Origin of the sequence: Pseudomonas sp. 10B238 (genome assembly GCF_000970615.1) — a bacterium.
GTDB lineage: Bacteria > Pseudomonadota > Gammaproteobacteria > Pseudomonadales > Pseudomonadaceae > Stutzerimonas.
Genome location: NZ_KQ033927.1, coordinates 1 through 26,688, shown reverse-complemented (window position 1 = coordinate 26,688; position 26,688 = coordinate 1). Strand labels below are relative to the sequence as shown.

24 protein-coding genes and 1 pseudogene are annotated in these 26,688 nt (G+C 59.9%); 11 read left to right on the top strand and 14 right to left on the bottom strand.

The window, feature by feature from the left end:
- Positions 1-3 precede the first annotated feature (3 nt).
- The gene (locus tag RT21_RS00115) at positions 4-660 is read right to left on the bottom strand and encodes an ammonia-forming cytochrome c nitrite reductase subunit c552 (RefSeq protein WP_052724702.1); all 657 of its coding nucleotides are present in this window, start codon (positions 658-660) and stop codon (positions 4-6) included.
- A 286-nt stretch (positions 661-946) separates the two neighbouring features.
- Here RT21_RS00115 and fdhF point away from each other — a divergent pair, with 286 nt between their 5' ends.
- Positions 947-3,910 carry a formate dehydrogenase subunit alpha gene (fdhF, locus tag RT21_RS00110; RefSeq protein WP_046161118.1) on the top strand — a complete coding sequence of 988 codons (2,964 nt, stop codon included), beginning with the start codon at positions 947-949 and terminating at the stop codon, positions 3,908-3,910.
- Positions 3,910-4,392 carry a hypothetical protein gene (locus RT21_RS00105; RefSeq protein ID WP_045427906.1) on the top strand — a complete coding sequence of 161 codons (483 nt, stop codon included), beginning with the start codon at positions 3,910-3,912 and terminating at the stop codon, positions 4,390-4,392. Before fdhF ends, RT21_RS00105 begins: the two co-directional genes overlap by 1 nt.
- Positions 4,393-4,411: 19 nt before the next feature.
- Here RT21_RS00105 and RT21_RS00100 read toward each other — a convergent pair whose 3' ends face one another.
- The 7 genes from RT21_RS00100 to RT21_RS00070 all read right to left on the bottom strand — a co-directional run bounded on the left by RT21_RS00100 (position 4,412) and on the right by RT21_RS00070 (position 11,172).
- Complete coding sequence (locus RT21_RS00100; protein ID WP_046161117.1) at positions 4,412-5,086, bottom strand: haloacid dehalogenase type II; 675 nt, start codon at positions 5,084-5,086, stop codon at positions 4,412-4,414.
- 84 nt (positions 5,087-5,170) lie between these two features.
- Entirely contained in the window at positions 5,171-5,716 is a 546-nt protein-coding gene (locus RT21_RS00095; RefSeq protein ID WP_046161116.1) for a hypothetical protein, read from the bottom strand.
- Positions 5,716-6,171 carry a DUF305 domain-containing protein gene (locus RT21_RS00090; RefSeq protein WP_046161115.1) on the bottom strand — a complete coding sequence of 152 codons (456 nt, stop codon included), beginning with the start codon at positions 6,169-6,171 and terminating at the stop codon, positions 5,716-5,718. The genes RT21_RS00095 and RT21_RS00090 overlap by 1 nt, the downstream gene beginning before the upstream one ends.
- 13 nt (positions 6,172-6,184) lie before the next feature.
- On the bottom strand, positions 6,185-6,730 hold the full coding sequence (locus RT21_RS00085; protein WP_046161114.1) for a c-type cytochrome: 546 nt from the start codon (positions 6,728-6,730) through the stop codon (positions 6,185-6,187).
- A gap of 349 nt (positions 6,731-7,079) precedes the next feature.
- Positions 7,080-8,525, bottom strand: coding sequence for a phospholipase D-like domain-containing protein (locus RT21_RS00080; RefSeq protein ID WP_156155707.1), 1,446 nt, complete (start codon positions 8,523-8,525; stop codon positions 7,080-7,082).
- 147 nt (positions 8,526-8,672) lie between these two features.
- Positions 8,673-9,794, bottom strand: a complete 1,122-nt coding sequence (locus tag RT21_RS00075; RefSeq protein ID WP_046161112.1) for an aldo/keto reductase — start codon at positions 9,792-9,794, stop codon at positions 8,673-8,675.
- A gap of 298 nt (positions 9,795-10,092) precedes the next feature.
- A complete protein-coding gene (locus RT21_RS00070; RefSeq protein ID WP_046161111.1) occupies positions 10,093-11,172 on the bottom strand; it encodes an endonuclease/exonuclease/phosphatase family protein in 1,080 nt (359 codons plus the stop codon).
- Between the two features lie 430 nt (positions 11,173-11,602).
- On the opposite strand from RT21_RS00070, the gene RT21_RS00065 reads away from it, so the two are divergent.
- The 6 genes from RT21_RS00065 (at position 11,603) to RT21_RS00040 (ending at position 19,772) form a co-directional block, all read left to right on the top strand.
- On the top strand, positions 11,603-13,078 hold the full coding sequence (locus RT21_RS00065) for an FAD-dependent oxidoreductase (protein ID WP_046161110.1): 1,476 nt from the start codon (positions 11,603-11,605) through the stop codon (positions 13,076-13,078).
- Between the two features lie 380 nt (positions 13,079-13,458).
- Positions 13,459-14,436, top strand: a complete 978-nt coding sequence (arsS, locus tag RT21_RS00060; protein ID WP_045427929.1) for an arsenosugar biosynthesis radical SAM (seleno)protein ArsS — start codon at positions 13,459-13,461, stop codon at positions 14,434-14,436.
- Between the two features lie 16 nt (positions 14,437-14,452).
- The gene (locus tag RT21_RS00055; protein WP_046161421.1) at positions 14,453-15,826 is read left to right on the top strand and encodes an SLC5/6 family protein; all 1,374 of its coding nucleotides are present in this window, start codon (positions 14,453-14,455) and stop codon (positions 15,824-15,826) included.
- Positions 15,827-15,946: 120 nt separating this feature from the next.
- Complete coding sequence (locus RT21_RS00050) at positions 15,947-18,106, top strand: FAD-dependent oxidoreductase (protein WP_046161109.1); 2,160 nt, start codon at positions 15,947-15,949, stop codon at positions 18,104-18,106.
- A 245-nt stretch (positions 18,107-18,351) separates the two neighbouring features.
- Entirely contained in the window at positions 18,352-19,038 is a 687-nt protein-coding gene (locus RT21_RS00045) for a TIGR04282 family arsenosugar biosynthesis glycosyltransferase (RefSeq protein ID WP_046161108.1), read from the top strand.
- Positions 19,035-19,772, top strand: a complete 738-nt coding sequence (locus RT21_RS00040) for a glycosyltransferase family protein (protein ID WP_177327037.1) — start codon at positions 19,035-19,037, stop codon at positions 19,770-19,772. The genes RT21_RS00045 and RT21_RS00040 overlap by 4 nt, the downstream gene beginning before the upstream one ends.
- A 317-nt stretch (positions 19,773-20,089) precedes the next feature.
- Here RT21_RS00040 and RT21_RS24000 read toward each other — a convergent pair whose 3' ends face one another.
- A complete protein-coding gene (locus tag RT21_RS24000) occupies positions 20,090-20,341 on the bottom strand; it encodes a YkgJ family cysteine cluster protein (RefSeq protein WP_082082076.1) in 252 nt (83 codons plus the stop codon).
- A gap of 143 nt (positions 20,342-20,484) precedes the next feature.
- On the opposite strand from RT21_RS24000, the gene RT21_RS00035 reads away from it, so the two are divergent.
- Both RT21_RS00035 and RT21_RS00030 read left to right on the top strand, forming a co-directional pair.
- Positions 20,485-20,826, top strand: a complete 342-nt coding sequence (locus RT21_RS00035) for a DMT family protein (protein WP_019339363.1) — start codon at positions 20,485-20,487, stop codon at positions 20,824-20,826.
- 116 nt (positions 20,827-20,942) lie between these two features.
- A complete protein-coding gene (locus RT21_RS00030; RefSeq protein WP_046161419.1) occupies positions 20,943-21,224 on the top strand; it encodes a pyrimidine/purine nucleoside phosphorylase in 282 nt (93 codons plus the stop codon).
- Between the two features lie 296 nt (positions 21,225-21,520).
- Here the strand turns inward: RT21_RS00030 and RT21_RS00025 are convergent, their stop codons facing one another.
- The 5 genes from RT21_RS00025 to RT21_RS00005 all read right to left on the bottom strand — a co-directional run bounded on the left by RT21_RS00025 (position 21,521) and on the right by RT21_RS00005 (position 26,128).
- The gene (locus RT21_RS00025) at positions 21,521-21,823 is read right to left on the bottom strand and encodes a flagellar protein FliT (protein WP_046161107.1); all 303 of its coding nucleotides are present in this window, start codon (positions 21,821-21,823) and stop codon (positions 21,521-21,523) included.
- A gap of 67 nt (positions 21,824-21,890) precedes the next feature.
- The gene (fliS, locus tag RT21_RS00020) at positions 21,891-22,277 is read right to left on the bottom strand and encodes a flagellar export chaperone FliS (protein WP_029404571.1); all 387 of its coding nucleotides are present in this window, start codon (positions 22,275-22,277) and stop codon (positions 21,891-21,893) included.
- A gap of 391 nt (positions 22,278-22,668) precedes the next feature.
- On the bottom strand, positions 22,669-24,156 hold the full coding sequence (fliD, locus tag RT21_RS00015; protein WP_046161106.1) for a flagellar filament capping protein FliD: 1,488 nt from the start codon (positions 24,154-24,156) through the stop codon (positions 22,669-22,671).
- Positions 24,157-24,211: 55 nt separating this feature from the next.
- Positions 24,212-24,568: a flagellar protein FlaG gene (locus RT21_RS00010; RefSeq protein ID WP_256203857.1), complete on the bottom strand. Its 357-nt coding sequence runs from the start codon at positions 24,566-24,568 to the stop codon at positions 24,212-24,214.
- Between the two features lie 69 nt (positions 24,569-24,637).
- Positions 24,638-26,128: a flagellin gene (locus RT21_RS00005; RefSeq protein ID WP_046161104.1), complete on the bottom strand. Its 1,491-nt coding sequence runs from the start codon at positions 26,126-26,128 to the stop codon at positions 24,638-24,640.
- Between the two features lie 331 nt (positions 26,129-26,459).
- Here RT21_RS00005 and RT21_RS24300 point away from each other — a divergent pair.
- Positions 26,460-26,673: pseudogene (locus tag RT21_RS24300) on the top strand (hypothetical protein); the annotation flags it as partial.
- Positions 26,674-26,688: the final 15 nt, after the last annotated feature.

The window sequence follows — 26,688 nt, the reverse complement described above, 5'->3', positions numbered from 1 at the left end:
GGCCTACCTATGGCATGTGTAGCAATGGGTCAGGTTGCCTTCGCCGATGTGATACTTGCGCATCAGCGCCTCGCCCAGCTCCCGGCGGTCGCCCTTGTATTGCCAGCTCATGTCAGTCACCGCTTCCTTTGGGCGCAGGCGCGGCGCAGGGTCCTGATGACAATCGAGACACCAGCTCATGGTGAATGGCTCCGCCTTGTGCATCAGCGGCATGCGGTCGACCGGCCCGTGGCATTCGGCACACCCCACGCCTGCGTTGACGTGTACCCCGTGGTGGAAGAACACGTAATCAGGCAGCTCGGTCACGCGATTCCAGCGCAACGGTTCACCCTCGACCAGGCTCTGACGAACCGGTGCGAGCATTTCCGCGCCGGTCCATATCTGTGAATGGCAGCTCATGCAGGTGTGGGTTGGCGGCAGCCCCGCCACCGCGCTGGTCTCGACATTGTCGTGGCAGTAGCGACAGTCGATCTGCAGCGCACCCGCGTGATGCTCATGGCTGAAAGGCACTGGCTGATGGACCGTCCACCCCTGGTCGGTGACATAGGACGAGCGCGAGAGGATGACGAACGCGGCGAACACCCCGACAAGCCCAAATGACAAAAGGAGCAATGCCAGACGTAACCACATGTCGGCGGTGCGGGGAAAAAGCTGGGCCATGCGGTAAGACGCGTCCTGACTGAGCCGTTTGTGACTGTATGTTTCTGGCCGCTCATAGCCGGATGAGTTCAATCGAAACGGCAAAGCCATCGGTGCGGGCCAGGAGTCCACACAAATCGGAAGGGAACGTTTGCGCAAGCCGATCAGTCAGCTATGGACAATCATTTCCGGACCCACCCTCGCACCTTTACGCTCGAGGGCAAGCGTTCGGCAGGAGTCGCCGGGCCGTGCCGGCGCCAGGCCAGGATGCCATCCGCACCGATCCGACAACAAAAACGGAGGCCTGATGAGCAACTGCACGATCCACTTCGACGGCAAGCCACTGAACGGTGATGCCGACACCCCGTTGATTGATTTCCTGGCGAACCATGACATCGATCTACCCCACGTCTGCTATCACCGTGCTCTCGGCTCGCCGCAGACCTGTGATGTCTGCTGGGTGCAGGTCGATGGGGAACTGGTACGGGGCTGCACGCTAAAGGCGCACGACGGGCTGGAGATCACCAGTCAGGTCGCCGAAGCCAAGGCGGCGCGCGAAGAAGGCATGGATCGGCTGGTCGCCAAGCACGAGCTGTATTGCACGCTGTGCGAGCACAACACCGGCGACTGCACGCTGCACAACACCTATGCGCAAATGGATATCCCAATCCAGCGCTACGAATTCAAGCGCAAGCCTTATGAGAAGGACCACTCCAACCCCTTCTACACCTACGATCCGGATCAGTGCATCCTCTGCGGCCGCTGTGTCGAGGCCTGCCAGAATATCGAGGTCAACGAGACGCTGTCCATCGACTTCAACATGGAGCACCCGCGCGTGCTCTGGGACGGCGGCAAACCGATCGACGATTCGAGCTGCGTAAGCTGCGGCCATTGCGTGACGGTCTGCCCATGCAACGCCCTGCTGGAAAAGACCATGCAGCCCGACGCCGGCCCGTTCACCGCGCTGCCGCAGGACGTCAAGCGGCCCATGATCGACATGGTCAAGAAGCTCGAAGAAACCATCGGCGCGCGGCCGATCACTGGCGTGTCGATGCTCGACATGCACTGGCGTCAGCCGGAGATCAAGCGCACCAAGACCGTGTGCACCTATTGCGGGGTCGGCTGCTCCTTCGAGATGTGGACTCGCGATCGGCATATTCTCAAGGTGCAGCCGGTGGTCGATGCGCCGGCCAACGGCATCTCCACCTGCATCAAGGGCAAGTTCGCCTGGGATTTCGTCAACGACCCGAAGCGTCTGACCACTCCGCTGATCCGCGACAACGGCAAGTTCCGCGAGGCCAGCTGGGACGAGGCGCTTGATCTGGTCGCGCAGCGCCTGCTGCAAATCCGCGATACCCATGGCCCGGACAGCATCGGCTTCATTGGCTCGAGCAAAGCCAGCAACGAAGAGGCCTACCTCACGCAGAAAATCGCCCGCGCGATCATCGGCACCAACAGCGTCGACAACTCCTCACGCTACTGCCAGAACCCGGCGACCAAGGGGCTGTTCCGCACCGTCGGCTATGGCGGCGATGCCGGCACCATCGCGGATATGGAAAAGGCCGAGCTGATCGTGATGGTCGGCAGCAATCTGTCCGAAAACCACCCGGTGATCGCCTCCAAGCTGAAGGCGCAGAAGAAGCACCGCGGCCAGAAGTGGGTGGTGTTCGATCCACGCAAACACGAGATGGCCGAGCGCGCCGATATCCACCTGCGACCCAACGCCAGCACCGACATGGTCTGGGCCTCGGCGTTGTCGCGCTACATGTTCGAGCACGGCTATGCCGACACCGAATTCCTCAACGCGCGAGTCAATCAGATCGAGGAATACAAGCAGTCGCTCGAGCCCTTCACGATGGATTTTGCCGCCCAGGTCACCGGTATCGCGAAAGAGAAACTGATCGAGGCCGCCGAGCTGATCGGCCAAGCGAAGAGCGTCTGCCTGCTTTGGGCCATGGGGATCACCCAGCACAGCCACGGCTCGGACACCAGTACGGCGCTGTCGAACCTCTTGCTGGTCACCGGCAACTATGGCCGTCCCGGCACCGGCGGCTACCCGATGCGTGGCCATAACAACGTCCAGGGCGCCAGCGACTTCGGCTGCCTGAAGAACATGTACCCCGGCTACGAGAAGGTCACCGAGGAAAAGAACCGCGACAAGTGGGCCAAGGCCTGGGGCGTGCCGAAGGAGAAGTTGTCGCTGGAAAAAGGCAACGACAACTTCACCATGGTCAAGGGTGCGGACGAAGGCTCGGTCAAGGCGATGTTCATCATCGGCGAGGAAACCGCCTTCTCCGACGCCGACAGCCGCAACGTGCACAGCGGCTTCGAAAGTCTCGACTTCATGGTGGTACAGGACATCTTCATGAGTCGCACCGCCGAGTTCGCCGACGTGGTGCTGCCGGCCTCCCCCTCGGTGGAAAAGGACGGCACCTTCACCAATACCGAACGGCGCATCCAGCGCTTCTACCAGGTGCTACCGCCGCTCGGTAACAGCCGTCCGGACTGGCAGATTCTTACCGATCTGGCCAAGCGTATGGGCTACGACTGGGGCTACACCCACCCAAGCCAGATCATGGATGAGGTCGCCGGCATTGCCACCATGTTCCAGGGCATCAGCTATGAACGCCTGGAAGGCTGGCAGTCATTATTCTGGCCCATGCAGACTGACGGCAGCACCACGCCGCTGCTCTATACCGAACGCTTCCACACCGACGACGGCAAGGCCGTGCTCTTCCCGCTGGAATGGAAGCAGCCAGCCGAGGCGGCCGACAGCGAGTACGACATCATGCTCGACAACGGCCGCATGCTCGAGCAATTCCAGGGCACCAACCAGACCGGCCGCGGGCCACGCATCTGGTCCCAGGCGCCGAACTGGTTCGTCGAAGTCAGCCCCGAGCTGGCCGCCGAACGCGACATCGAAGACGGCACCTGGGTGCGCGTGACCTCGCGTCGCGGCTCGGTGGAAGTTCGCGCCACCGTGACCGACCGGGTCGCCGGCAAGACGCTGTTCATGCCCATCCACCAGGGCAAGCCAGGCCTCAACCTGCTCACCGGCGAGCATCACGACCCTGACGTGAACACGCCGGCCTACAAGGAAACTGCGGTGAAGCTTGAGGTATTGCCGAAAAAAGGCGAGCCGCCGCTGCCGTCGAATAACTTCCGCAACGCCACCCGCACGCCGAACGATGGCGTGCCCGTAGAGGTGAAGTGGTACCGCGACGACTACGTCGCGCCGCCCGCCCGAGCCACGCACCCGGAGAGATTCTGATGGCCGAACGATTAGACTACGACGTCAAACCTACCCCGATTGGCCCCGATGCCAGGGAAGAGCTCGATACCCTGCTAGAAACCTTGCACCAGCGCGGCGTGCTGCGCTTTGCCAACGACCTGGCCGGTTCGCACGACCGCCTGCTGAAAGTCCTGGTGGACGGCATGAGCAAGGAAGGTTCGCTCAATGCCATACAGAACCTGTCCATTCTCGGCATGGCGCTGTCCCGCATCGAGCCGGCGCAGTTCTACAAGATTGTGTTTGCCTTCCAGTCTGCTTTCGGTGCCGTTAGCCGTTACAAGCCGGACGACAAGCATGACGAAGCGCCGGGTGTAACCGGAGCCTACAAGATGCTGCATGACGACGAGCTATGGGCGGCGTTGATGCCCATCATCGAAGGTCTGAAGACCTTCGCCAGTGGTCTCGACAAGGAGGCGGAAAAGCCGATCACCGCCTTCAGCGGCAAGCAGACGGAGCAATGAGGCGAAGCGGTCTCGACCGTTACCGCTCACGCCAGGCGAGCAATTGCCTGGCGAAGTCCTGCAGATCGTTACCGTGAATATCCGGCTGGCTACCGGCCGGATTGAGCACTTTGCCCGGTCGCGCAATGAATGCGGTGCGGCAGCCTACCGCCGCCGCGCCAGTGATATCCCAGGCATGAGCCGCGACCATCATCATCTGTTCCTGCGCTATGCCGTTGCGCTCGGCGACCATGCGGTATGGCTCCGGAGCCGGCTTGTAGCGCTGCGTCTCCTCGACCGACAGGATCGCGTCGAAGCTATCGCCCAGCCCCGCCGACTCCAGCTGTTGGCGCAGCGCCGGTAGGCTTCCGTTACTCAAGGCGGCAAGCTGAAACCCCGCGCCGCGTAGCTGTTCCAACGCTGGCCGTACGTCCGGGTGCGCTGGCAGCCGCTTCATCCCTTCAACCAGCTCCTGGCACTGGGCTTCGCTGACCTCGATTCCCCGCCGTTGCCCGACCATGACCAGTGCCGCCTGGGCCAGGTTGGCGAAGGGTTGGAAGCGTTCAACAATGGTCGCGGTCATCCAGCCCTCTTCCAAGGTCAGAAACCACTCGACACGGGCACTGGAATCGCCGAACAGGCGCTCGAAGAGCGGGTCAAGCGCGGCGACGTCCAGCAACGTCTCGTTTACATCGAACACAAGGTGGCGAAGCATGCGCTCCTCCTGCACGGATCGGTGGAGGGCCAAACGACCCTCATGGGATGGTAATGGCGCGGATCGCTGCTTATCGCGCATAAATCACGGCGCGGTGCAGCGATACCAGCCGCGGTAGCCAACCCGTAGCCCCTGCTCCAGCTCGAATACCATATCGGCTTCCGTGAGTTTGGCTGGCATTGCGTCGCCGGCTATCTCAGCGGGTTTGATACTGACCGACATGCCATCAGTGCTCAGCGCGAAACCACCGGACTCGGCACGCTGCGCCGCGATCTTCACCAGCCGTCCATGAACCTTCATCACGCCTTGGCCTGCTTTATCACCCTTTAACTCAAGAGCAACAACAGGCGAGCTTTCGGCGGTGTAGGCAAAAATGCAGCGCGGCCCCGCGCCCAGCACCTTGTCAATTTCGGCAGCGTCGAGCGTCTGCGGATCTATCGTCGGAATGTCAGGCGTGCCCACCGCTTCGCGCGCACTGACAACCTCTGGTGTCGGTCCGCTCATCAGCGGCTTTTTAACACCTTCCCCAGGCGCAGGGTCGCCACAGGCGGTGAGCAGCAGTGCGGCGAGCGGCGTGAGCCTTTTCCAGGCGAGCGACCTCGGGCCGCTCCGGTGCATATGAAGACGCATCAGTCGACCCTCTCGAGTTCATTGATCAGGTATTTCATTTCCGCTATTTCGCGACGCTGCGCCGCGATGATCTCATCGGCCAGTTTGCGAACTCGCGGGTCGGTAATCTGCGCGCGCTCGCTGGTCATGATTGCAATCGAATGATGGGGAATCATGGCCTTCATATATTCCGCATCACCAACCGTGGCCTGACTTCGAATTATCCAGAGCGTCAACGCAAATACGACGAGGCTGCCAATATATATAGCGATATTGACCCGCTTTTTCTTATACATATTGAGCATAAAACTCAGCATGATCACGGCCATAACTGCGCCCATCAAAAGCGCCATCCACGCCCGAGTCTCGCTCCATAAAATATGTTCGAAGGCGTAAGTATTTAGGTACATCAGGCCGAACATCACGACCGTGGAAGTTGCGATCATCGCGGCGAAACGCCAATAGGACATCTGCATCATGTTTTTCCTTCTAGTGCTTATGCGTGCCGGTTTGCTGACCCAGCGCGGCGTACTCGCTGGCGGTCATGCCGGGTAGCTGCTTCACGAACGCGGCAATATTCCAGAGCTCGGCATCCTTGTGCGTTTCGCCGAAAGCCGGCATGGCCGACATGCGAACGCCATGCTTGACGAGCCAGAACACCTCGTTCGGCTGCCAATGCGCGGCCTCCTCGACCAGGTGCGGCGGTTGCGGTAGCAGCCCCTGTGCCCACTCGGCTCTTTCCACGCCTGGACCAGCGTGGCAGTGCTGACACATCGCCTTATAGTGCTCTGCACCGGCGGCAATTTGCGTCTCGGAGAACTCTGTGGGCGCGTCCACTTCATCTGCTCTGGCTGCCACCGAGTTTTGCATGGTGGTCGAGAACAACCAGCGAACGAAGGGCGAATGATCCTGAGAAGCGGCTATGTTGTAAGCGCCGGTATAAGCAACGAACAATGCCAGCAGCAAACCTAACAGCGCGGCTAATACAGCGCCGCCCAATACGCCTTTTAGAAAAATACCTCTATCTTTTTGCATATGATGGCCTCCATTAAACGATTGCCGTCCGTAGTGGCGTAGACACGACAACACGGGCCATAGTTGCCCACCACTCACTAACTTACTGAAATGTAATGTTGGGGATTAAGCGAAGCACGTGACAACTTCGCTGGCGTGCGCCATATCGGACAGTCAAGGCCCTAATCCGGTCGAAACAAGGTGAACAGCACTAAGCCGCAGTGAAGGCCAATACTGAACTGCGGTGGTCTTTAACGCTCTCGACAGCTCGGAAAGCATGTCCTCCGGCACCGTCTGGATAGCGCCAACAGGAATCCCCTGCCTGTGTCCCGTATGTTGCGCCTGTGCCTGGGTCAGCCTGCATTAGGGACTAGAGAAATGGCTCAACTCTCAACAGGCGCGCCAACCAGGCGTTGAAACGTCGCCATGGATTGGCCGGTTCACGTTTGTGTTTGAGCGCGCGGCCCTGGTCATCTTCATAGTTCCAGACAAGCCCGGCGCTTCGGGTACTGCAGTCGACTTCGACTTCGTAGCTCACGGCTCCTGATTGCCCCTCGGCCAGCAGCTGGCGCACAGCATTGGCCAACGTCGGGCTGTCAACCAGAACGCCCACCTCGGAATTCCACAGTACCGAGCGTGGGTCCAGGTTCAGTGGGCCGATGAATACCTGCCGATTGTCGAACACCGCCGCCTTGCTATGCAGACTCACCGGCGTATCGGCGAGCCTGTAGCGCGAGTGCGTCGCCGGTTTTTTTCGCATTTCAAACAGCCGCACGCCCGCATTCAACAGAGCTGTGCGATAGGGCTGGTAGCCGCCGTGTACCAGCGGGACGTCCGTCGCCTCGAGCGAATTGGTCAGTACCCGAACCGACACGCCCCTATCCGCGCAGTCGCTTAAATAAGCCAGCCCTGCCCAGGTAGGCACGAAGTAAGCGGACACCAACATCAGCTCTCGGCGTACGCCCTGTGCCACAGGAAGTAGCGGCGCGGTCATCATCTGACCTTCGTCGGGCACCGAGGCTGTCGCAAGCTTACCGGGCGGATCCCACAGTGCTGTGCCCGTCGCCCATACCAGTTGGTCCAGCCATGTGCCGAGCTGTGGCGTTCGACGGTAAGCGGTCAGCAGCGCGCATTGGTCTGGATCCTTGTTACACGCATCGTCGATTTCCTGCGCTAAGGGCCGGGGCTGGTGCTTTCGTCCGAACCGCTTGATGGATTTACGTAGGCTTTGATCGATGGGCACGGCCAGTGAATGCTGCCAATAAGCCTCGAAACTGGTGGAAAAATCACTGGCTACAGGGCCGACACATAGCAGGTCGATGTCGACGAAATTGCGCTCAGGGTCGGCGTCGTAATATTCATCGCCGAGGTTGCGCCCGCCCATGACGACCAGGTTTCGATCAGCCAACAGCAGCTTGTTGTGCATCCGTCGATGCTGATGAGGGAGCTCAAGCAGGCGACCCAATGGCCGCGTAGTGGCTCGTTTGCGCCCCTTGTTCGGCGGATTGAACACTTTCATCTCGATGTTGGGATGGGCAGCGCTGAGCAGAATGCGGTGGTCGCGCGCATCGCTTGCGAAGTCATCGAGCAACAGCCGGATACGCACACCGCGGTTGGCCGCCTGTAGCAGTTCACCCAGTAGCAGGCGGGTACTGATGCCGTCGTGGGTAATGTAGTACTGCAGGTCGAGCGACTCGGTGGCCTGGGCGATGGCTTCGGCGCGTGCATTGAACGCATCCTGGCCGGACAGCAACAGACGAAATCCCGACTGGCCAGGCGTGGCAGCCTGGACCAGCGAGTCGATGCGCGATTTCAAGCCAGAGACAGGTGCCTCGGCGCGTCCCGGCGATCGGTGCGCCGAGGCGGACCGATCGCCTGTGGTTCGTTCGACTACGCCCAGCCGAGTCACGCGGCCGGTTCCGCCATCAGCGAAAGTCAAAATAGCACCCGGAGCGCAGGTCGATTAACGCGGCGTTGGCGCGTCTGCATGCAGCAACCCCTGATTCTTGGCCGCCGCCCAGAAGGCAGCCGGCACATGCGCATCGACTATCGACGCCACGTTCTCGCGGACCTGTTCTGGGCTGCTTGCTCCGGGGATCACCGCCGCAACCACATCCGGCGCGTTGCAAAACTGCAGGGCCGCCGTGCGCAAATCGACGCCATACTCGCGAGCCAGTGCCCGATAGCGCTCGCGCTTTTCGGCTATATCGGCCGGCGCGCCGCGGTCATAGTTGTAATACTCGCCACCAGCCAGATAACCGGAATTGAGCGGCGCACCGAGCACCAGCGAGACGTTGCGTTTTTCACATGCCGGGAACGCACGCGTAAGCGCATCTTCATGTTTGAGCAGCGAGTACTGAGTGGCCAACAGGCTGATGTCCGGATCGGAGACCTCCAGCGTGTCGAGCAGCGGCTCGAGCGTATTGACGCCCAACCCCCAGCCTTTGATCAGCCCCTCCTCGCGCATCTTCACCAGTTCTGGCATGGCGCCTTTGCGCGCGACGTCGAAATGTTCGCGCCATTGCTCGCCCATATGGTCAGGCGACAGGTCGTGTATGAACACCATGTCCAGGCGCGGGACACCCAGGCGCTGCAGGCTGTCCTCGACAGAACGGCGGGTTGCGGAGGCGGAGAAATCCCACTTTGGCCGGAAGTTGTCGACGCCTTCCCAGCCAGGATGGTCGTAGCCGGGGTCAGGTTCAAGCAGCCGCCCAGTCTTGGATGACAAGACGTAGCCATCGCGGTCGCGCGGATAGAGCAACTGGCCGACCCGCCGCTCGCTCAGCCCCAACCCGTACCAGGGCGACGTGTCGTAATAGCGAATGCCTTGCTCCCACGCGGCCTTGAGAATGGCGCGGGCCTGTTCTTCAGTGATCTGCCGGCGCATATCGCCCAGGGCAATGGCGCCACCGAGCCCGAAACGCTGTGGCGGTCGATAGCGTGGGTACTCGCCCTCATTGCGCGGCAGCGCCTCGGGAGCGCGGCTTGTGGACGGGGCGGTGCTCGTTTGCGCCAATAGGTGTGGCGTGGTCAGCGCCAGCGCACTGCCAGCCGCCAGGGTCGAGAGAAAAATACGACGCTGCATGCAGCCTCCTGTAGGTGTGCGGTCCCGAGCTCAACGCGTCGCGCTCTGCGGCGCCTCGGGGTGGGCCGATACAGAGAGGACTGCCGGCCGATCGAGGCATTCCCTCTGTAGGACGGGCGGTCACAAGGACGCCTGCTCCGCGCCGGGGCGACATGGGTCTCGCCGACACCCGTTGCGGCAACCGCTCAGTAATCCCCTGCTGGCGCAGAATTTCCAACGCGGACCTAGCGCCAGGCATTACGAGCCGCCCTTTTTGCATCGAATCGTGTCTCAGCTACCAACGGTCCGGGTTGTAAGCTCAAGGACGCGGCACATCGTCTTTGCTGGCTGGCTCCTGCGCGACCTTCTGCTGCATCCGGGCGCGATCAGCGGCATCGGCTTCCAAACTGTGCTGTTCGCTCGCGTGGCGACGGTCGTATTGCAGTTCGATGAACATGGGAAAGTGATCCGAGCCGATATCCGCGAGTCGCTCGATGCGTGCCACGCGAAAGTGGGCGCTGTGAAAGAAGTGATCCAGCGGCCAGCGTAGGAAGCGGTACTGCGCGTGAAAGGTGTTGAACATGCCGCGACCGATGCGTGGATCGAGCAGGCCGCTGATCTTGCGGAACAATCGAGTGGTCGGTGACCAGGCGACATCATTCAAGTCACCGCTGACGATCACCGGTTCATCGGTCTGCTTGACGCTGCGCCCGACGATCAGCAGTTCGACGTCACGCTCGGTGGACTCATCATTTTCCGTCGGGCTCGGCGGCGCCGGGTGCAAGAAGTGCATGCGCACGCCCAGCTCATCATTGACCCGCAGCCGGGCATGCATCGAGGGAATATTGTCCTGCACCAGAAAGCTCAGCCGCTGATGCTCCAACGGCAGCCGCGAAAACACGTGCATGCCGTAGAGGTTGTCCAACGGACAGCGGATGCAATAGGGGTAGTCGTCGCTGAGTACGCGCAGCTGTTCGTCCCACCACTGGTCGGTCTCGAGGGCTACCAGTACATCCGGTTGGTAACGCCTGACCAGCGCGATCAGGCGATCAGCGTGGCGGTTAGGCGTGAGGACATTGGAGGACAGGATACGAATCCGCGGGCCGTCGTCATTCGGGTCGGCCCAGTCCACCTCGCAGCGTACCAGCGGTGTGTAGGGCCGTATCCACCACCACTGGTAGGCCAAGCAACCCAGCGTCGCGGGCGGCAGCAGCAGGTTCCAGCGGTTGGAAAAATCCAGCAGTAGCAACTGAATCAGCAGCAGTACCAGCAACAGCGCGCCCACCTGCAACTTGGGGAAATCCCAACCGCGCACCCACCAACTTGGCTGGCTCCAGTATTGAATGAGAGTGATCGCCACGAAAACCACAGTCACCCCTACCAGGATGCCCTCGGTCATGGCTGGCCCTCCCCACCTTGCATCGTGCTCATAGCTAGTTCGGATCGGCCACGAGGCTGATTGTTCCGCCTTGATCGGTACCTTCTGTTGCGATGCAACAGAGGCAGCGAACTGCTGATTCAGAGCAGCGCCAACATCGGAGCTCCCTGACACATCTGTCATACCTCCCGTGCGGTGAGCGAGAGCGGCAGGTCGGCACAAGGCGGTCAGCGTGGCGGGCTCTGCTTGTTGTTTCACGCGCTAACCGACGCGAGTAGGGCCGGATGGGCGTCGATTGGCGCGTCCTGCCCGGTGGTCAGGAACCTGCCTGAACCGGACCGCTCTACTCCCTAGTGCCCGACGTTTCGTGAACCTCCGGCCATGCCGTTAACGCTGTGGCGGGTGATGAGATGTCGACAGACCATGCGACTCAGCCGATGAGGACCTGCCCATGCCCGCGCTATCCGCCCTACCCGACTGCTGCTGGAATGCCAGTGCACCCCGTAGCGACTTCCCGCCGGCGTCCGGCCACATCGAATGCGACGTTGTGGTGGTTGGCGCCGGCATCGTCGGGCTGAGCGCCGCCATGACGCTCTGCGAAGCCGGCAAGAAGGTTGTGGTACTCGAAGCGCGCGAAATCGGCCGACAGGTCACCGGACGCTCGACCGCCAAGGTCACCACTCAGCATGCCCTCATCTACCGACACCTGATTGATACCTTCGGCCAGGACCTGGCGCAGTGCTACGCCGACGCCAACCGCGAAGCGGTGAACCGCATCCGCCACTGGGTCGAAGACCTGCAAATCGACTGCGATTACCAGCGCCAGTCCGCCTTCGCTTATGCCTGTTCCGCGCAAGGCCGCGAGGCCATCGAGCGTGAAGCTGAGGCGGCTCGCTGCCTGGGCTTTGCCGCGCGGGTGCTCGACCGCGCGCCGCTGCCCTTCGAGACCACGGGTGCGCTCGAGTTTCCCGACCAGGCGCAATTCAACCCAGCCAGCTACCTGGTCGGCCTGGCGGCGGTGGTACAGGCTTGCGGGGGGCAGATCCATCAGCAAACCCGCGCACAGAAATTCGAGCGCAACGACCGCTGGCAGGTGAGTTTCGATGGCGGCACGGTCAGCGCCGACCAGGTGATTCTCGCCACGCACATGCCGGTCGAGACGCCGATCGACCTGGTCAGCCCGACCCAACCACGCTGCCATGTGGCAATCGCCTTCCGCCCCCAGGACGAAGCCCACCTTGAGGGCATGTTCATCGCCGCCGAAGACCCGACCCATTCGATTCGCATGGGTCGCGACGATCAAGGCCCGCTGATGCTCGTGCTCGGCCCGCGCTTCAACACCGGGCAGGACGGAGACGTGGCGCAGCGCTTCGTTGATCTCGAACAGTGGGCGCGCAGCAACCTGCCGGTTGGCGAGGCGGTATGGCAATGGTGCAACGAGGACTACGACACCGCCGACCGCATGGCCTATGTTGGCGAGGCCGATCCCGAGGAGGCGCCCGGGCTGTTCGTCGCCACCGGTTTCAATGCGTGGGGCATCAGTAACGGCACCGCCGCCGGCCTTGGTATCGCTCGCCAGATCATCACCGGGCGGCGCCCTTGGAAGACACTTTACGACCCCAGGCGGCCCTCGCCGGACGACTTCAACCAGAGTGGCGAGAGCCAGTCACAGGTCGATGAGCTGGACGCTATCGGCCCCGGCGAAGGTGGCGTGATTACCCGCGGCGACGAGCAGATCGCGGTCTGGCGAGACGATTCCGGCGTGCTGCACGGCGTCTCTGCGGCCTGCACGCACATGGGTTGCAGCGTGACCTGGAACAATGCCGACCGCACCTGGGACTGTCCCTGCCACGGCTCGATCTTCCAGGCTGACGGTGAGGTGATTCACGGCCCCGCCATCCAGCCGCTGGCAGCTAGGTCGCTTTGAGTGTCAGCGACTCGCGCCTGAGCGGGTCGCTTGATATGCCAACCGTCCTCGGATGCCGGTAGGCGCGTTGGGGTCGTTCCGGTAGGGCTCGGCTTCAAGCTGCTGGTCGATGCGCTGTTGAGCGTCGACGGTTCTGCGGTCGGTGGTTGAGCGAACCGGGAACACCCCTGATACATATCCGCCGAACACAGCGCCCTGGTTTCCGGGCATCCTTTCGTTCAATGGTGCGATCCGAACGTGGCTTTCGAGCTACAGGCCATAAAGGCTGTCACCCTTGGCGACCTTGAACGAACCGATCCACTGTGTGCGTTTGAAAAACCTGTAACGCTGGGCCACGCAATGACGCCAATGGACATCTCTCCACACGAGCAGCCATCACCATGCATGCCACGCTTCCCCTCCTGAACGCTCTGGCGTTCCCGCCGCTGCGTCGCGGGTCGCTGGAGGCCTTGCAGGTCAATCTCACCTACCAGTGCAATCAGCGCTGTCTGCACTGCCATGTGAACGCCGGGCCGACTCGCACGGAGGCGATGACCGATGAGAGCCTTGGCCTGCTGCATGAGGTGATCGATGCGCATCCTGTGCATACGCTCGACCTCACTGGCGGCGCACCGGAAATGCACCCACGCTTTCGTGAGATCGTCGCCCACGCGCGCCGTGAGGGCCTGCGAGTCATCGACCGCTGCAATCTGACGATCCTGAGCGAGCCTGGCTACGAGGACCTGGCGAATTTTCTGGCCGAGCAAGGCGTCGAGGTGACGGCATCCCTGCCCTGCTACTCACGCGAGAACGTCGACCGGCAGCGAGGCGATGGCGTATTCGAGGCCAGCATCGCCGGGCTGCGCAAGCTCAACCAACTTGGCTACGGCGAACCCGGTAGCGACCTGACGCTCAACCTGGTCTACAACCCACAAGGGCCGAGCCTGCCACCGCCACAAGCGGCGCTGGAAGCAGATTACAAAGCGCACCTTGCGCAAGACTTCGGTATCCAGTTTGACCATCTGCTGACCATCACCAACCAACCGATCGCCCGCTTCGGCAGCACGCTAATCAGCAAAGGGCAGTTCGCTGGCTACATGCAGTTGCTGCGCGACAGTTATCGTCCAGCCAATCTGGAAGCAGTGATGTGCCGCAGCCTGATCAGCGTGGATTGGCAAGGTTATCTGTATGACTGCGACTTCAATCAGATGCTCGACCTCCCGGCCGCCATGCCCGGCCTGATTGGCCGAGACCGGCCGCACCTGCGCAACCTGCTCCAGACGACCAGTCTCGAAGGCAACGCCATCGCGACGCGCGATCACTGCTATGCCTGTACTGCGGGGCAAGGCTCAAGCTGCGGTGGCAGCCTGATCGAATAAGGACGCTGTAATGGATATGAGCAGCTGGACGGGGCTGTTTTTCTGGGGCTTTCTGATCTTTTATGGCGCTGCGATGCTGGCCTTGTCCCCGCGCTCGGTGACGTTGGGTGGCTTCTTTGAAGGCCAGGACAAACACGGCCGCAGCGTCGCGCCCTGGTTGCTGACTTCGAGCATCTTCATCAGCTGGATCTTCGCCAAGTCAGTGACCAATGCGGCGAACCTGGGTGCCAGCTATGGACTGGTCGGCGGACTGGCTTACGCCATGTACTGGCTCTCGATCCCCCTGACAGGCTTCGTCATCTATCGTTTGCGCCGGCGCTTTGCGGCTACCGGCCTGGTGAGTTTCCTGTCCAGCCATTACGGTCACGCCGCGGCGCTGGCGTTCACTGCGGCGATCCTCATCCGTTTGTTCAACGAGGTGTGGAGCAATACCGCGGTGGTCGGCGGCTACTACGGAGCGTCTGGCAGCCCCGAGTTCATTGCGGCTGCCTTGCTGTTCACCGCTGTGACGCTGGGCTACAGCCTGCGCGGTGGGCTTCGCAGCTCGATACTGACCGACGCGGCGCAAATGGCGATCTTCATCGTTGCGCTGATTTGGGTCCTGGGCCTGGTACTGCCGCAACACACGGCGGCGGAGCTGAGCAGTACCAGTCACTGGTCACTCAATGCGGGCGTCGATCTGCTGCTGGTTGCAGGGCTGCAGGCACTCAGCTATGGCTTCCACGATCCGGTGCTTACCGACCGCGGTTTCATCAGCGAAGAACGCACCATGCGCCGTGCTTTTTTGCTCGCAGGCATTCTGGGTTTCGTCGCGATCCTCGCCTTCAGTCTGATTGGGGTGCATGCGCAATTGACCGGCTTGCCGGCGTCCGACAACGTCCCGGCGGCCCTGGCCAAGACTATGGGCATCGGCGCGCTATTGGTAATGACGGTGGTGATGGTATCGGCCGCGGGCTCGACGCTGGACTCAACGTTTTCCAGTCTCGCCAAGCTGGTTGGGCGAGAACTGCCATTGCTGGCCGGGCGTGATCTGGGGGCACGGGCCATCGGTCTGGGCATGGCAGCGATGGTGTTGTTCGCCCTGCTGGGCAACCTGCCGATGATCGCGAGGACCGATATCCTCAAGGCCACGACAATCAGCGGGACCATGGTCATTGGGCTCGCCCCGGTGTTTATCCTGCACGGCCTGACGACCCCGACTCGCCTGGGCTTCCACCTGAGTTTCTGGACTGGCCTTTGCCTGGGCATCGCTCTGACGCTTGATTGGATTCCGCCAAGCTGGGCCATTGGCGATGGCAAATATGCCTTGCTGCTCGGCACCAACCTTTATGGTTTGTTGCTGTGCACCCTGGGGTACCTGCTGCCGGGCTGGCTGCGAGCGCGCCGCTGATGCGCACGGGCGACGCAACTCGCCACATGATCCTTTCGCGTCCCGCTCGCGCAGCCATAGTTGCCAGCATCAGGCGCGGCCCAGCACATGCGCTCGGGCATCAATGACGGAGAAGCAGGGATGAATAGCCGAAAAATCGCGGTACTGGCGCTGATTCTGGTGCTGTTGGCCGGCTTCTTCGTGTTCGATATGGGCCAATACCTCAGTCTCGACGCGATCAAGGCGCAGCAAGCGGCGCTCGACGCGCAAGTGGCGGCTCACCCATGGCTCGCGGGTGGCGTTTTCCTCCTTGGCTATGTATTGGTCACGGCGTTGTCACTGCCTGGTGCCGCATTGATGACGCTTGTCGGCGGAGCGCTTTTCGGTTTGGTTGGCGGCACGCTGCTGGTGTCCTTCGCATCGACCCTCGGCGCGACCCTCGCGATGTTGCTCAGCCGCTACTTGCTTCGCAGCTGGGTGCAGGCACGCTTTCGGCATCGACTGGCCAAGATCGACCAGGGCGTGAAGCGCGAAGGTGCCAGTTACCTGTTTGCCTTGCGTCTGGTCCCGGTATTTCCCTTCTTCCTGATCAATCTGGCGATGGGTCTTACGCAATTACCCGTCCGTACATTCTGGTGGGTCAGTCAACTGGGCATGCTGCCCGGAACGCTGGTGTACGTGAATGCCGGGCGTGAGCTTGGCCAGCTGGAGTCTTTGGGCGGCATTCTCTCACCGGGGCTGGTTGGCGCTTTCGTGCTGCTGGGGCTGTTGCCGATGTTGTCGCGTAAGGCGCTGGACGTGTTCAAGGTACGCAAGGTTTACGCGGGCTGGGAAAAACCACGTCGGTTCGACCGTAACCTGGTGGTCATTGGCGCCGGTTCCGGTGGGCTGGTCAGCGCCTATATCGCAGCGGCGGTAAAGGCCAAAGTCACTCTGATCGAAAAACACCGGATGGGCGGCGATTGCCTGCACACAGGCTGTGTCCCGTCGAAGGCGCTGATCCGCTCAGCCAGACTGGCCAATGAACTCAAGAAGGCCGAGCAGCTGGGCTTCAAGCCAATCGAGGGCGAGGTGGACTTCGCCGCCGTCATGCAACGCATCCAGCGCGTGATCGCCACGATCGCGCCACATGACTCGGTTCAGCGGTACACCGAACTCGGCGTCGAGGTAATCGAAGGCACAGCACGGATCACCTCGCCGTGGACCGTCGAGGTCAACGGCCAGCGCCTCAACACCCGCGCCATCGTCATCGCCACTGGCGCAGGTCCGAAAGTACCCGATATTCCCGGTATCGACCAGGTCGCACCGCTCACCTCGGACACGGTCTGGGCCTTGCGTGAGCAACCCAAACGGCTGCTGGTATTGGGCGGTGGACCGATCGGTTGCGAACTAGCGCAGGCCTTTCAACGGCTCGGATGTCAGGTCATCCTGGTTCAGCGCAACGAGCGCCTGCTGCCCCGTGAGGACTCCGACGCCAGCGCGGCCGTACTGGCGGGGTTGCGCAAAGACGGTGTGGATGTACGTCTGCAGCACCGCGCCGAGCGCTTCGGCGCGATCGATGGCCAGCGGCAGGTCGTTTGCCGTGATCTTTCACTCGATGGTGAAGTGGTCATCGAGTTCGACCAGCTACTGGTCGCGCTGGGCCGAGCCGCCAACATTAAGGGTTTCGGTGTCGAGGAACTGCAACTACAAGTTCGGGAAAACGGCACTCTCGCCACTGACGAGTACTTGGCTACCCGCTTTCCAAACATCTATGCGGTCGGTGACGTAGCCGGCCCATTCCAGTTCACCCATGTCTCCTCGCATCAAGCCTGGTATGGCGCGGTGAACGGACTGTTCGGCGGATTCAAGCGCTTCAAAGTGGACTATCGCGTAATCCCATGGGCCACCTTTACTGACCCGGAGGTCGCCCATGTCGGGCTCAACGAACAGGAGGCCAAGGCTCAAGGCATCGCCTATGAAGTGACCCGCTTCGGCATGGATGAGCTTGACCGCGCCATTGCCGATGAAGCGGCCTATGGCTACATCAAGGTGCTGACAGTGCCAGGCAAGGACCGCATTCTCGGCGCTACCATCGTCGGCGAGCATGCCGGTGATCTGATCACCGAGTACGTCTCGGCAATGAAACACGGGCTGGGGCTGAACAAGATTCTTGGCACCATCCACATTTACCCGACCCTGGCCGAAGCAAACAAATCTGTCGCCGGCGAATGGAAACGCGCCCATACCCCGGCCACGGTATTGCGCTGGCTGGCGCGCTTCCACCGCTGGCGACTTGGCGGCAGCGCGGATTCGCAATAACCATGGCACAGCCCTCAGCAGGTCGGCGCAAACGGAAACGGAACCGTCACTTTGATCAACCTGTAAAGGTGAAGCAATGGGTGAAACTCAACTGTTAGCAGCTGGACCTTGCATCGAATGCCCGACAGGACAGACCCAAAGACACCTTCAACGGCTCGCTGCAACAATAAGCAGAGCGGCTTATCCGACGGAACATAACCGCAGCGCCGAGATGTGCAACCCGCCATCCCCAACGAGCCAGCTTGATGACTACGAAGCAAACCCTTCCTGACGACGCAGCGCTGGTCCTCATCTGCAAGCGACCTGCCCTTGGCCACGGCAAACAGCGCCTGGCCGTGCACATCGGTGTCGAGCGAGCCTTGAATATCGCCGAGCATCTGCTTGATTGCGCACTGGAAGACCTGCGCAGCTGGCACGGGCCGGTCGTCATTGCCCCCGATCAGAGGGATGCGTGTGACTGGGCCGCACAGCTGATGCCGCAGGCTCTGTGTCTGGCGCAAACTGCCGGCAACCTGGGCGAACGAATCAACGACCTAGACCACAGCTTGCGCGGCCTCGGCCACCGGCAGCTTCTTTACATCGGAAGCGACGCCCCGGCGCTCACGCCGGATGACTATCAGCGGGTACACGCTGCGTTGGGGACACACGATACGGTGCTCGTGGCTGCGCGAGACGGAGGGGTGGTGCTGATGGCGTCGACACTTCCCTGGCCGGATCTAGCTGCCTTGCCGTGGAGCACCCCTGAACTGGGTCACGCACTGGCGGATGCATGCCGTCGGGTGGGTCATTCGGTTGCGCTCTGCGGGGAATCGTTCGATATCGACGAACAAGCGGACCTGCCTCTTGCAGCCCAAGCGCTCGCCGACGACCCCAGAGCAGCGAGGCGAAGACTGCTACAAACGCTGAACAATCTTGAGGGACTGCGACGGTGAGCGCATCAGGGATCAGCGTGATCATCCCGTGCCTGCACGACGAAGAGCACCTTGATCGGCTGCTTCTGCTATTGCGTCTGGCTGAGTCAGAAACCGGGACACCGCTGCAAATCGTCGTAGTGGATGCGGCTGTCAGTGAGCGATGCCAAGCGCTGTGCCGGAACCACGATGCGCTGTGGTCATCGGCAACGCCATCGAGGGGCGAGCAGTTACGCCAGGGAGCCGCGCTCTCGGCGCATGAGACTCTCTGGTTTCTGCATGCCGACGCCGATCTGGACCGGCAGGCATTGATGGCCGTGAGCGAGGCCATAGAGAAAGGCGCTACGGGAGGCTACTTCGCGTTTCGCTTCAGCGACACGAACAGCTGGCAAGGCCGATTGATCGAACGCCTGGTGGCGTGGCGAAACCGGGTCGGCGTGCCCTATGGCGATCAAGGCATCTTCGCTCGCCGGGCAACCTATTTCGCCGTAGGGCAACATGCGCCCTGGCCGCTTTTCGAGGAAGTTCCGCTGGTCAAGGGATTGCGCAGCCAAGGGCATTTTCGCCGCCTGGAGCATGGGCTCGGGGTCAGCTCACGCCGTTGGCAACGCGATGGCTGGTGGCGCCGCGCCGGCCGCAATCGCCTGCTGGCCCTGGGTTTCATGCTAGGGCTGTCGCCCTTTACGCTTGCACGGCTCTACGCTAGAAGAAACGTAACGGGCTCAAAGCCACGCGACACTCCCCGCCTGGGATAGTGGTTACCTGTCAGGCATAAAAAGCTGTTTAAAGACCTGACGTGGCAGCGATTCGACTAACAGCGCCAGCGCTGGCCCGCCTGCTTGGGCTGGGTCGGACGGCTTGACCACTGGGCTTGGTGTCGACCTCGAGCGAGACGCGCGGTCTTCGACCCGTGCGGCTGTAACTTAGGGTAAGCCTCACGGCTCGCAAGCTAAGCTCGCTGACTTCAGCCTCAACGCCTTCACCATAAGCCGAGGTATCACCTGGCTGCGGTCAGATGAGAAATATCGGGTGGCCGATTCGGCGCGCACCGATCGGATACAGTCTTCCATCATCATGCCGTCGCCTGCTCCAACCAGCCGAGCAGTCGGATGGCCTCCTGTCGGCTATCACCACAGACCATATGATCCGCTTGAAACTGGCTGCAAACCGCAGGTCTGGAAGGCAAGCCGAACAATCTGCAGAGGTTTTGCTCGGAAAGATGCAGGCAACGCTCGCCAGCGGGTTTTCCTGAAGGCATACCGGGCATCGGCGAGCTGATCGAAGGGGCAACGCAACAGGCACCGCAACCGGGACGGCAGTTCATTCCAACGATCCGAAATGAAAATAACGGGGCGGCGATAATAGTCGCAGCCTTAGCAAAAGACACTAGTGCGACGCGACGCCCGTCTGATACTTGCGAGGCCGTGCCGAGAGCCAATAGGATTCGCCTCCGCCCCGGAGTGACCTATGCCTATCTGGATTCAGACTGCCGCCCTGCTCTGCGTTTCCAACCTGTTCATGACCTTTGCCTGGTACGGTCATCTCAAGACACTCAACGGGAAGCCGTGGCTCATAGCCGCGTTGATCAGCTGGGGCATCGCGCTGTTCGAGTATCTGATCATGGTGCCGGCGAATCGAATCGGCTACACCGAGCTATCGATCGGTCAGCTGAAGATCATGCAGGAAGTAATCACCCTCGCCATCTTCGTGCCGTTCAGTGTGCTGTACATGCAGCAACCGTTGAAGCTCGATTATCTCTGGGCCGGGTTGTGCTTGTTGGGCGCTGTGTACTTCATCTTCCGCTCATAGCAGTCGCTTCGACGGGCATTTTTAGGCAGCGTATCTTGCCGCAATGCGATCTGATGACGGCGTCCAGCGGCTTCGGCATACTGGCCGCCCTTTTCCCACCCTTAGAGATTTTTCGAATGTTCAAAGTCAACGAGTACTTCGACGGCACCGTCAAATCCATCGCATTCGACATGGCAGCAGGCCCCGCCACCATCGGCGTCATGGCGCCTGGCGAATATGAGTTCGGCACGAACCAGTTGGAAGTTATGCATGTTGTCGCTGGCAGCCTCGACGTGAAACTGCCTGGCAGCGAGAGCTACGAAACCTTCGGCGCTGGCACCCAATTCACCGTGCCGGCGAACAGCAAGTTTCAGCTGAAGGTGGCTGAGGCGACTGCATACTTGTGTGAGTACCGCTAAGCGGCAGATTTTGATAAGCGGCAATCCAGAGCGCCGGTGCGGTGGATGGATAAAGCGCCATCCACCCTACATCACCTGTAGGGTGGGCTTCAGCCCACCAAAACCACAGCACGCTCCGCGTAGAATGGAATCGCCGGAAACGCTTCCGTCGTTTGCCGCGAAGGGGCCACGTTTCTCGGCGCAACAGCACCACCGCACCAACCCACCCGACCGCCGGGTTACGCCTTCAGCTAATCCAGCCTACGTCAACTTCAGGGTTGGCTCCTGCCCGCCAAGCCGCTAACGAACGTCGACTTCTAGCGACTTTGCCCCAGCGCTTTGTAGGCCTGGTTTACCTGCTTCGACTGGCTCAAGCGGGTCAGTTCGCCAGCCAAACGGTCGCGCTCCGCTCGACCCGCCTGTTGAAGCTCGCCATAGACATGTGAAAGCTCCGCCAGTTGCTCACGTAGCGCCGCGTCAGCTGCATCACTTTCACCGAGCGCGGACACCAGAGCACGGCACTCTTCGTCCAGCAGGGCAATAGCTTCCCAGTCGCTCGCTGCGAATGCATCACGTAGCTTCTTCGTCAGTAACACGAATGCTTGTTTGGGTGACGACATCGCGCCCTCGGTTATCAGCGTGTGATGGCTAAACTGGCAGCTAATGGGAGCATCCTGGAAAGACTGTTTACGCCTTGGGCGCAATCTGATCCCAAGCCACTTTGATCTCACCCAGCAGCCTGCCTACTTCATTCAGCTTTTCGATATCGTTGTGCCGGCTTGCCTCGAACAGACGCATCGTCATGTATTCATAGAGCCGATCCAGGTTCTCGGCCAGCTCGCCGCCGATGCTCTTGTCCAGCGCATCGCGCAGACCGCCAATAATGTTGATGGCCTTACCGACCAGAACGCCTTTCTCAGCGAACGCATCACGCTCCATCGCGCCTTTAGCCTGAGCAATTCGATCCAGGCCGCCCTGCATCAACATTTGAATCAAGCGATGCGGATCAGCCTCAGTCACCTGAGCCTTCACGCCAACTTGCTGATACTGCTTCATTGCGGACATTGCGTACATGTGGATAAGCCCCTTGCTACATCGTTTGCATGTACAGCTTATCGGTCGAGGTCGCTCAAGCTTGATAGCAGTTGGATAAATGACAGTAATAAAAAAACCGCCTCGGCGGCGGATTGAAATTAGTGAAAAGTTTCACCAGCTTGGCGGACCGGACCATTCTTCGCTGATTACCGGAGTAAGGACTGGCAATTCGGTGCGCCGCTGGCTGCGTTTCCGAAGTATGCGCACCGAGACCAGAACGGTAAGCGTAACGCATAGTCGAGTCCGCTATCGGACCAATGTTAACCGTTTGAGATAGGTCGTGGGCGCTCCGCTGGTGGGCTGAAGCCCACCCTACAGGGTGTCGAAACGTAGGGTGGGCTTCAGCCCACCGAAATCGCTAAAAAACCGCTTATCTTTTGGAATTACTCGCCGCCCACGGCAGATTTTCCAGCGAAGCAAGAAGGCTGCTTGACGTGTTGGCCAACTGCCCAACCAGCAAATCCATCGCATTGAACTGTTTGTAAAGCCGGTCCTGCAGTGACGTGATGCGTCGGGTGAGATCTTCTTTCTGCTTGTCGATACCGGAGATGGTCTCCGTCATCTGTTTATTGCGTTGCTCGAGAATGCCGCCGGTTTCGGTGTAGGGCTTCAGCTTTCCATCCAGCCGGGTCGCCAGGCCTTTTTCGCCAGTGAACAATGCAGGCAGCTCGGTAAAGTTGCTGTCCATTACTTTGCTCAACTTGGCATCGTCAATCTTAAGCGTTCCGTCTTTCTGCGTAGTGATACCCAGATCAGCCAGCGCACGGAGCGCGCCGTCACCCTGCACATTGGTCAACTCGCCGCGAATCGTCCCCAACAACGTTCGCGCCGTGGCATCACCCACCAGAGCGCCGGTAACAGGCGCCTTGCCGTCACCCACGCTTGTAACCTTGGTCTGCGCGTTGATCACGCCGATCAGTTTGTTGTAGCTGTCGACAAAAGACTGGATCTGCTTTTTAACGCCTGCCTTGTCTTCTGCAACACTTATGGTTAACGGTTCGTTGTCTGCCGTTTTAGCCTTGAGATCGAGCGTGACGCCATCGATGGCGCCTTCAATCTTATTGGTTTTGCTGGTCACCACCATACCATCGACGGTTATCTGGGCACTTTGAGCCATTTGCAGCGCCTTTGGCCCTGGGTTTGCCGCATACGCAGCCAGCGCCTCTTGATACTGCGCCGCGGTCAAGCCGTCCGCTTCGGGTTTCTGGACTAGAGCGCTGGTTTCGAGATCAGTCAAAACGAAACGGCCCGCAGCAGGATCTAACGAAGTGGCCTGAACGGTTATATCCTCACCCTTGCCCGTTGCTGTACTGCTCAACACAAGTCGAGCACCGGTGTCGTCCGTAACGATAGTGGCAGACACGCCAAGTTCTACGCCGGCCTTGTTGATCGCATCGCGAATACCGGCCAACGTGTTGTTGCTTTCGTCGACGTCGATGTTCAGGGACTTATCTTGCTGACCCACCTTTACCGTCAGCGTCCCGCTGCCGAAAGTAGCCGGCCGATCCACCGAGTTCTCAAACGACTGCAATGCAACCTTGCTGCTCGTCGCTAAGCTTTTCACCTCAACCTGATAGCTACCCGCTCCCGCCTGGGTACTTGCAGTAACGCCCACCAGATCTGACTTGCTCGATGACGCTGAACGTGCCTGAAACAGCTCCGGCTTGTTCAACCCGCCAAGCGCCGTTTGGAAATCGCTAATGGCGCTTTTCAATGCGCCAACAGCTGTAATTTGAGTGGTGGTCTTCTTTTCGAGGTTGGCGAGCTGCGACTCTTTTGGCGCGCGCTCGGCAGCGACCATGCTCTTTACGATGCTGTCAATGTCGATGCCTGAACCAATACCTGTTACGCCAGCCATAGCCCACCCCGTCAAAAAATTGTTAGCCGCACAGCTCGATACAAGAACCGTACCGTTATGCTTTGGCTTCAAACATCAAGCTACGCATCTCATCCAGCCGCTCGGTTAGCCGGAGAATCTCTTCCGATGGTATCTGCCGCACGACCTTGCCTGAATCACCATCAATCACCTGCACAACGACATCGCCAGTCGAATCGTCGACGCTGAAGTTCAGGTCTCGCTGAATGCTTTGTACCTGCGAACGAAACCGCTCGACCAGATCAGTCATATCGATCGATTTTTCTGCTTCGTCAACTTTCTGCGGTTTATCCTGTTTTCCAGACGCAGAAAACCCAACCTCCTTGAGGAGGCTGGGTGTAGAACCAGCACTCATGGGCGACGCAGTTCCGCCCGATATTTTCCCGACGTCCATTGATTCACCTCTCATGAATCAATGGGGGCAGCGTCATCGCTGCCCCCATTGCTAGCGTCATCTACCCGATTACTGCAGCAGACTCAGCACAGCCTGTGGCAGCTGCTTGGCCTGGGCTAGAATCGCGGTACCAGCCTGTTGCAGGATCTGGTTTTTGCTCAAGTTGGCGGTTTCAGCGGCGAAATCGGTATCTTGGATTCGACCACGTGCAGCTGACACGTTTTCTGAAATATTTTGCAGGTTTGCAATTGTATTCTCGAACCGGTTCTGAGTGGCACCTAGAGAGGCCCGATTCTTGTCGATACCTGCAATCGCAGCATCAATGACAGAGATTGCGTTCTGTGCCCCGGATGCCGTGCTGATATTTACATCGGATACCTTGGCTAGTGTAGAGATGCTAACGCCAGCCGTGGAAACTGTAGCATCAGCGCTTGATACTTGGAATGCGCCAGCACTATCAAGACGGACATTTCCGGACACCCTAGCACTATCGTTCGCACCAGTGATTAGGTTTGTTCCGACCCCTGTTTCAGCAACGCCAGCGTATGTCATTGCCTTAGTAGTTACTGTACTAGCAGCATCGCCGGTGTTAGCGAAACCCTCAATAACAATGTCGTCGCCATTTTCGTTAACCAGTTCTATCTTCGAGTTATCACTTGTTAACGTTGCGCTAATCCCAGTCTTAGAGCTCTGAGCATTAATAGCTGCGGCCAAGTCGCTTAGGTTATTTTTATCGCTAACCACCGCATTAATAGTAGCGGCACCACCGTCCGCAGATCCGGTTAGACTGAAAGAAACATTGCCGGCATGACTCAGTCCAGAAAGCTCAACACCCGTACGTGCGTCTGCACTAACGCCGGTTTCTCCAGATTTGAGATTGATTGCAGCAGCAGCTGCTTTTGCTGAACCAGCGGCAATGTTCGCAGTGCTGGCGGAACCAGCTGGCCCAGTGATTGTTAGTGCCGTACCGCTACCTATTGCCGCGGCTGGGGCTGTCGCACCGGCAACCACCTTACCAACACCGCTACCTGCGAGGTCGACACGGTTCGCACCCATACTACGCGCGCTCGCCGAGTTAATTTGAACGGCAATCGTCTCGTTGGCATTTGCACCAATTTGAAATTGCTTCGTTCCGAACTCACCATTTAGCAGCTTTTGCCCGCCGAAGGTAGTTGTATCAGCGATTCTGTTCAGCTCTTCCTTCAGCTGGCCTACTTCTTGATTAAGTGCCTGTCTTTCGCTGGTAGAATTGCTGCCGTTGGCTGATTGTAGCGACAGATCCCGCATGCGCTGAAGAAGATTTGTAGACTGCTGTAATGCTCCTTCAGCTGTTTGAGCGAGGGAGATACCGTCATTAGCGTTGCGAACCGCTACACCTAGACCGTTAACCTGACTAGTCAAGCGGTTGGAAATTTGTAGGCCTGCAGCATCGTCCTTCGCGCTGTTGATGCGGCTACCAGTAGACAGACGCTGCATGGAGGTGGTCAGAGCGTTGGATGAAGATTGCAGGTTACGCTGAGTGTTGAGCGACGCAATGTTAGTGTTGACTGTAAGAGCCATGATGTGCCTCCAAGGGCGCTAGTGACTTCGGTTGCCTGAGCTTGCGACTCCGGGCCGGCTTGTGCCCAGGCACCCATTGAGTTCGCATTCGATTAGCTTATCGGCGCCGTTTCGGTGAGCTTTAGGAGGCGGTTGAAAATAATTTGCAAGCCCCGAGAACAACCTGTACGACGCCGGCGAACCCACAACCAAGCGAGCCCGCCTGCATAGGTTTTCGGACGGACCGAGAGATTCTTTAATACGGAAGTGGTCGGAGTGCGTAGGGGGAAAGAAACCGGACCGGCGCTGCTAGCTAATGTGGATGCGACGTACACATGCAGCCCCTCTATTTGGCTTCGTTCCTATCCTGGCTTCGGTTAAACCTAAGTCCTCGGCAAGGTAGCTGTAGACCTAGAGGCAGACAGCAGCCCGAGCGAATCTGCATCGACGAGGATTGGAAATACGTCAAGGTTCGCGAGCATGCCGCGACGTCGAAAGTGCAGGCTGATAGACGCCGATACAAGACGAAGCTGCTGATATCGACGAGCGTAACCAGCAGGCGCTGATCGAAACCAGCTTGC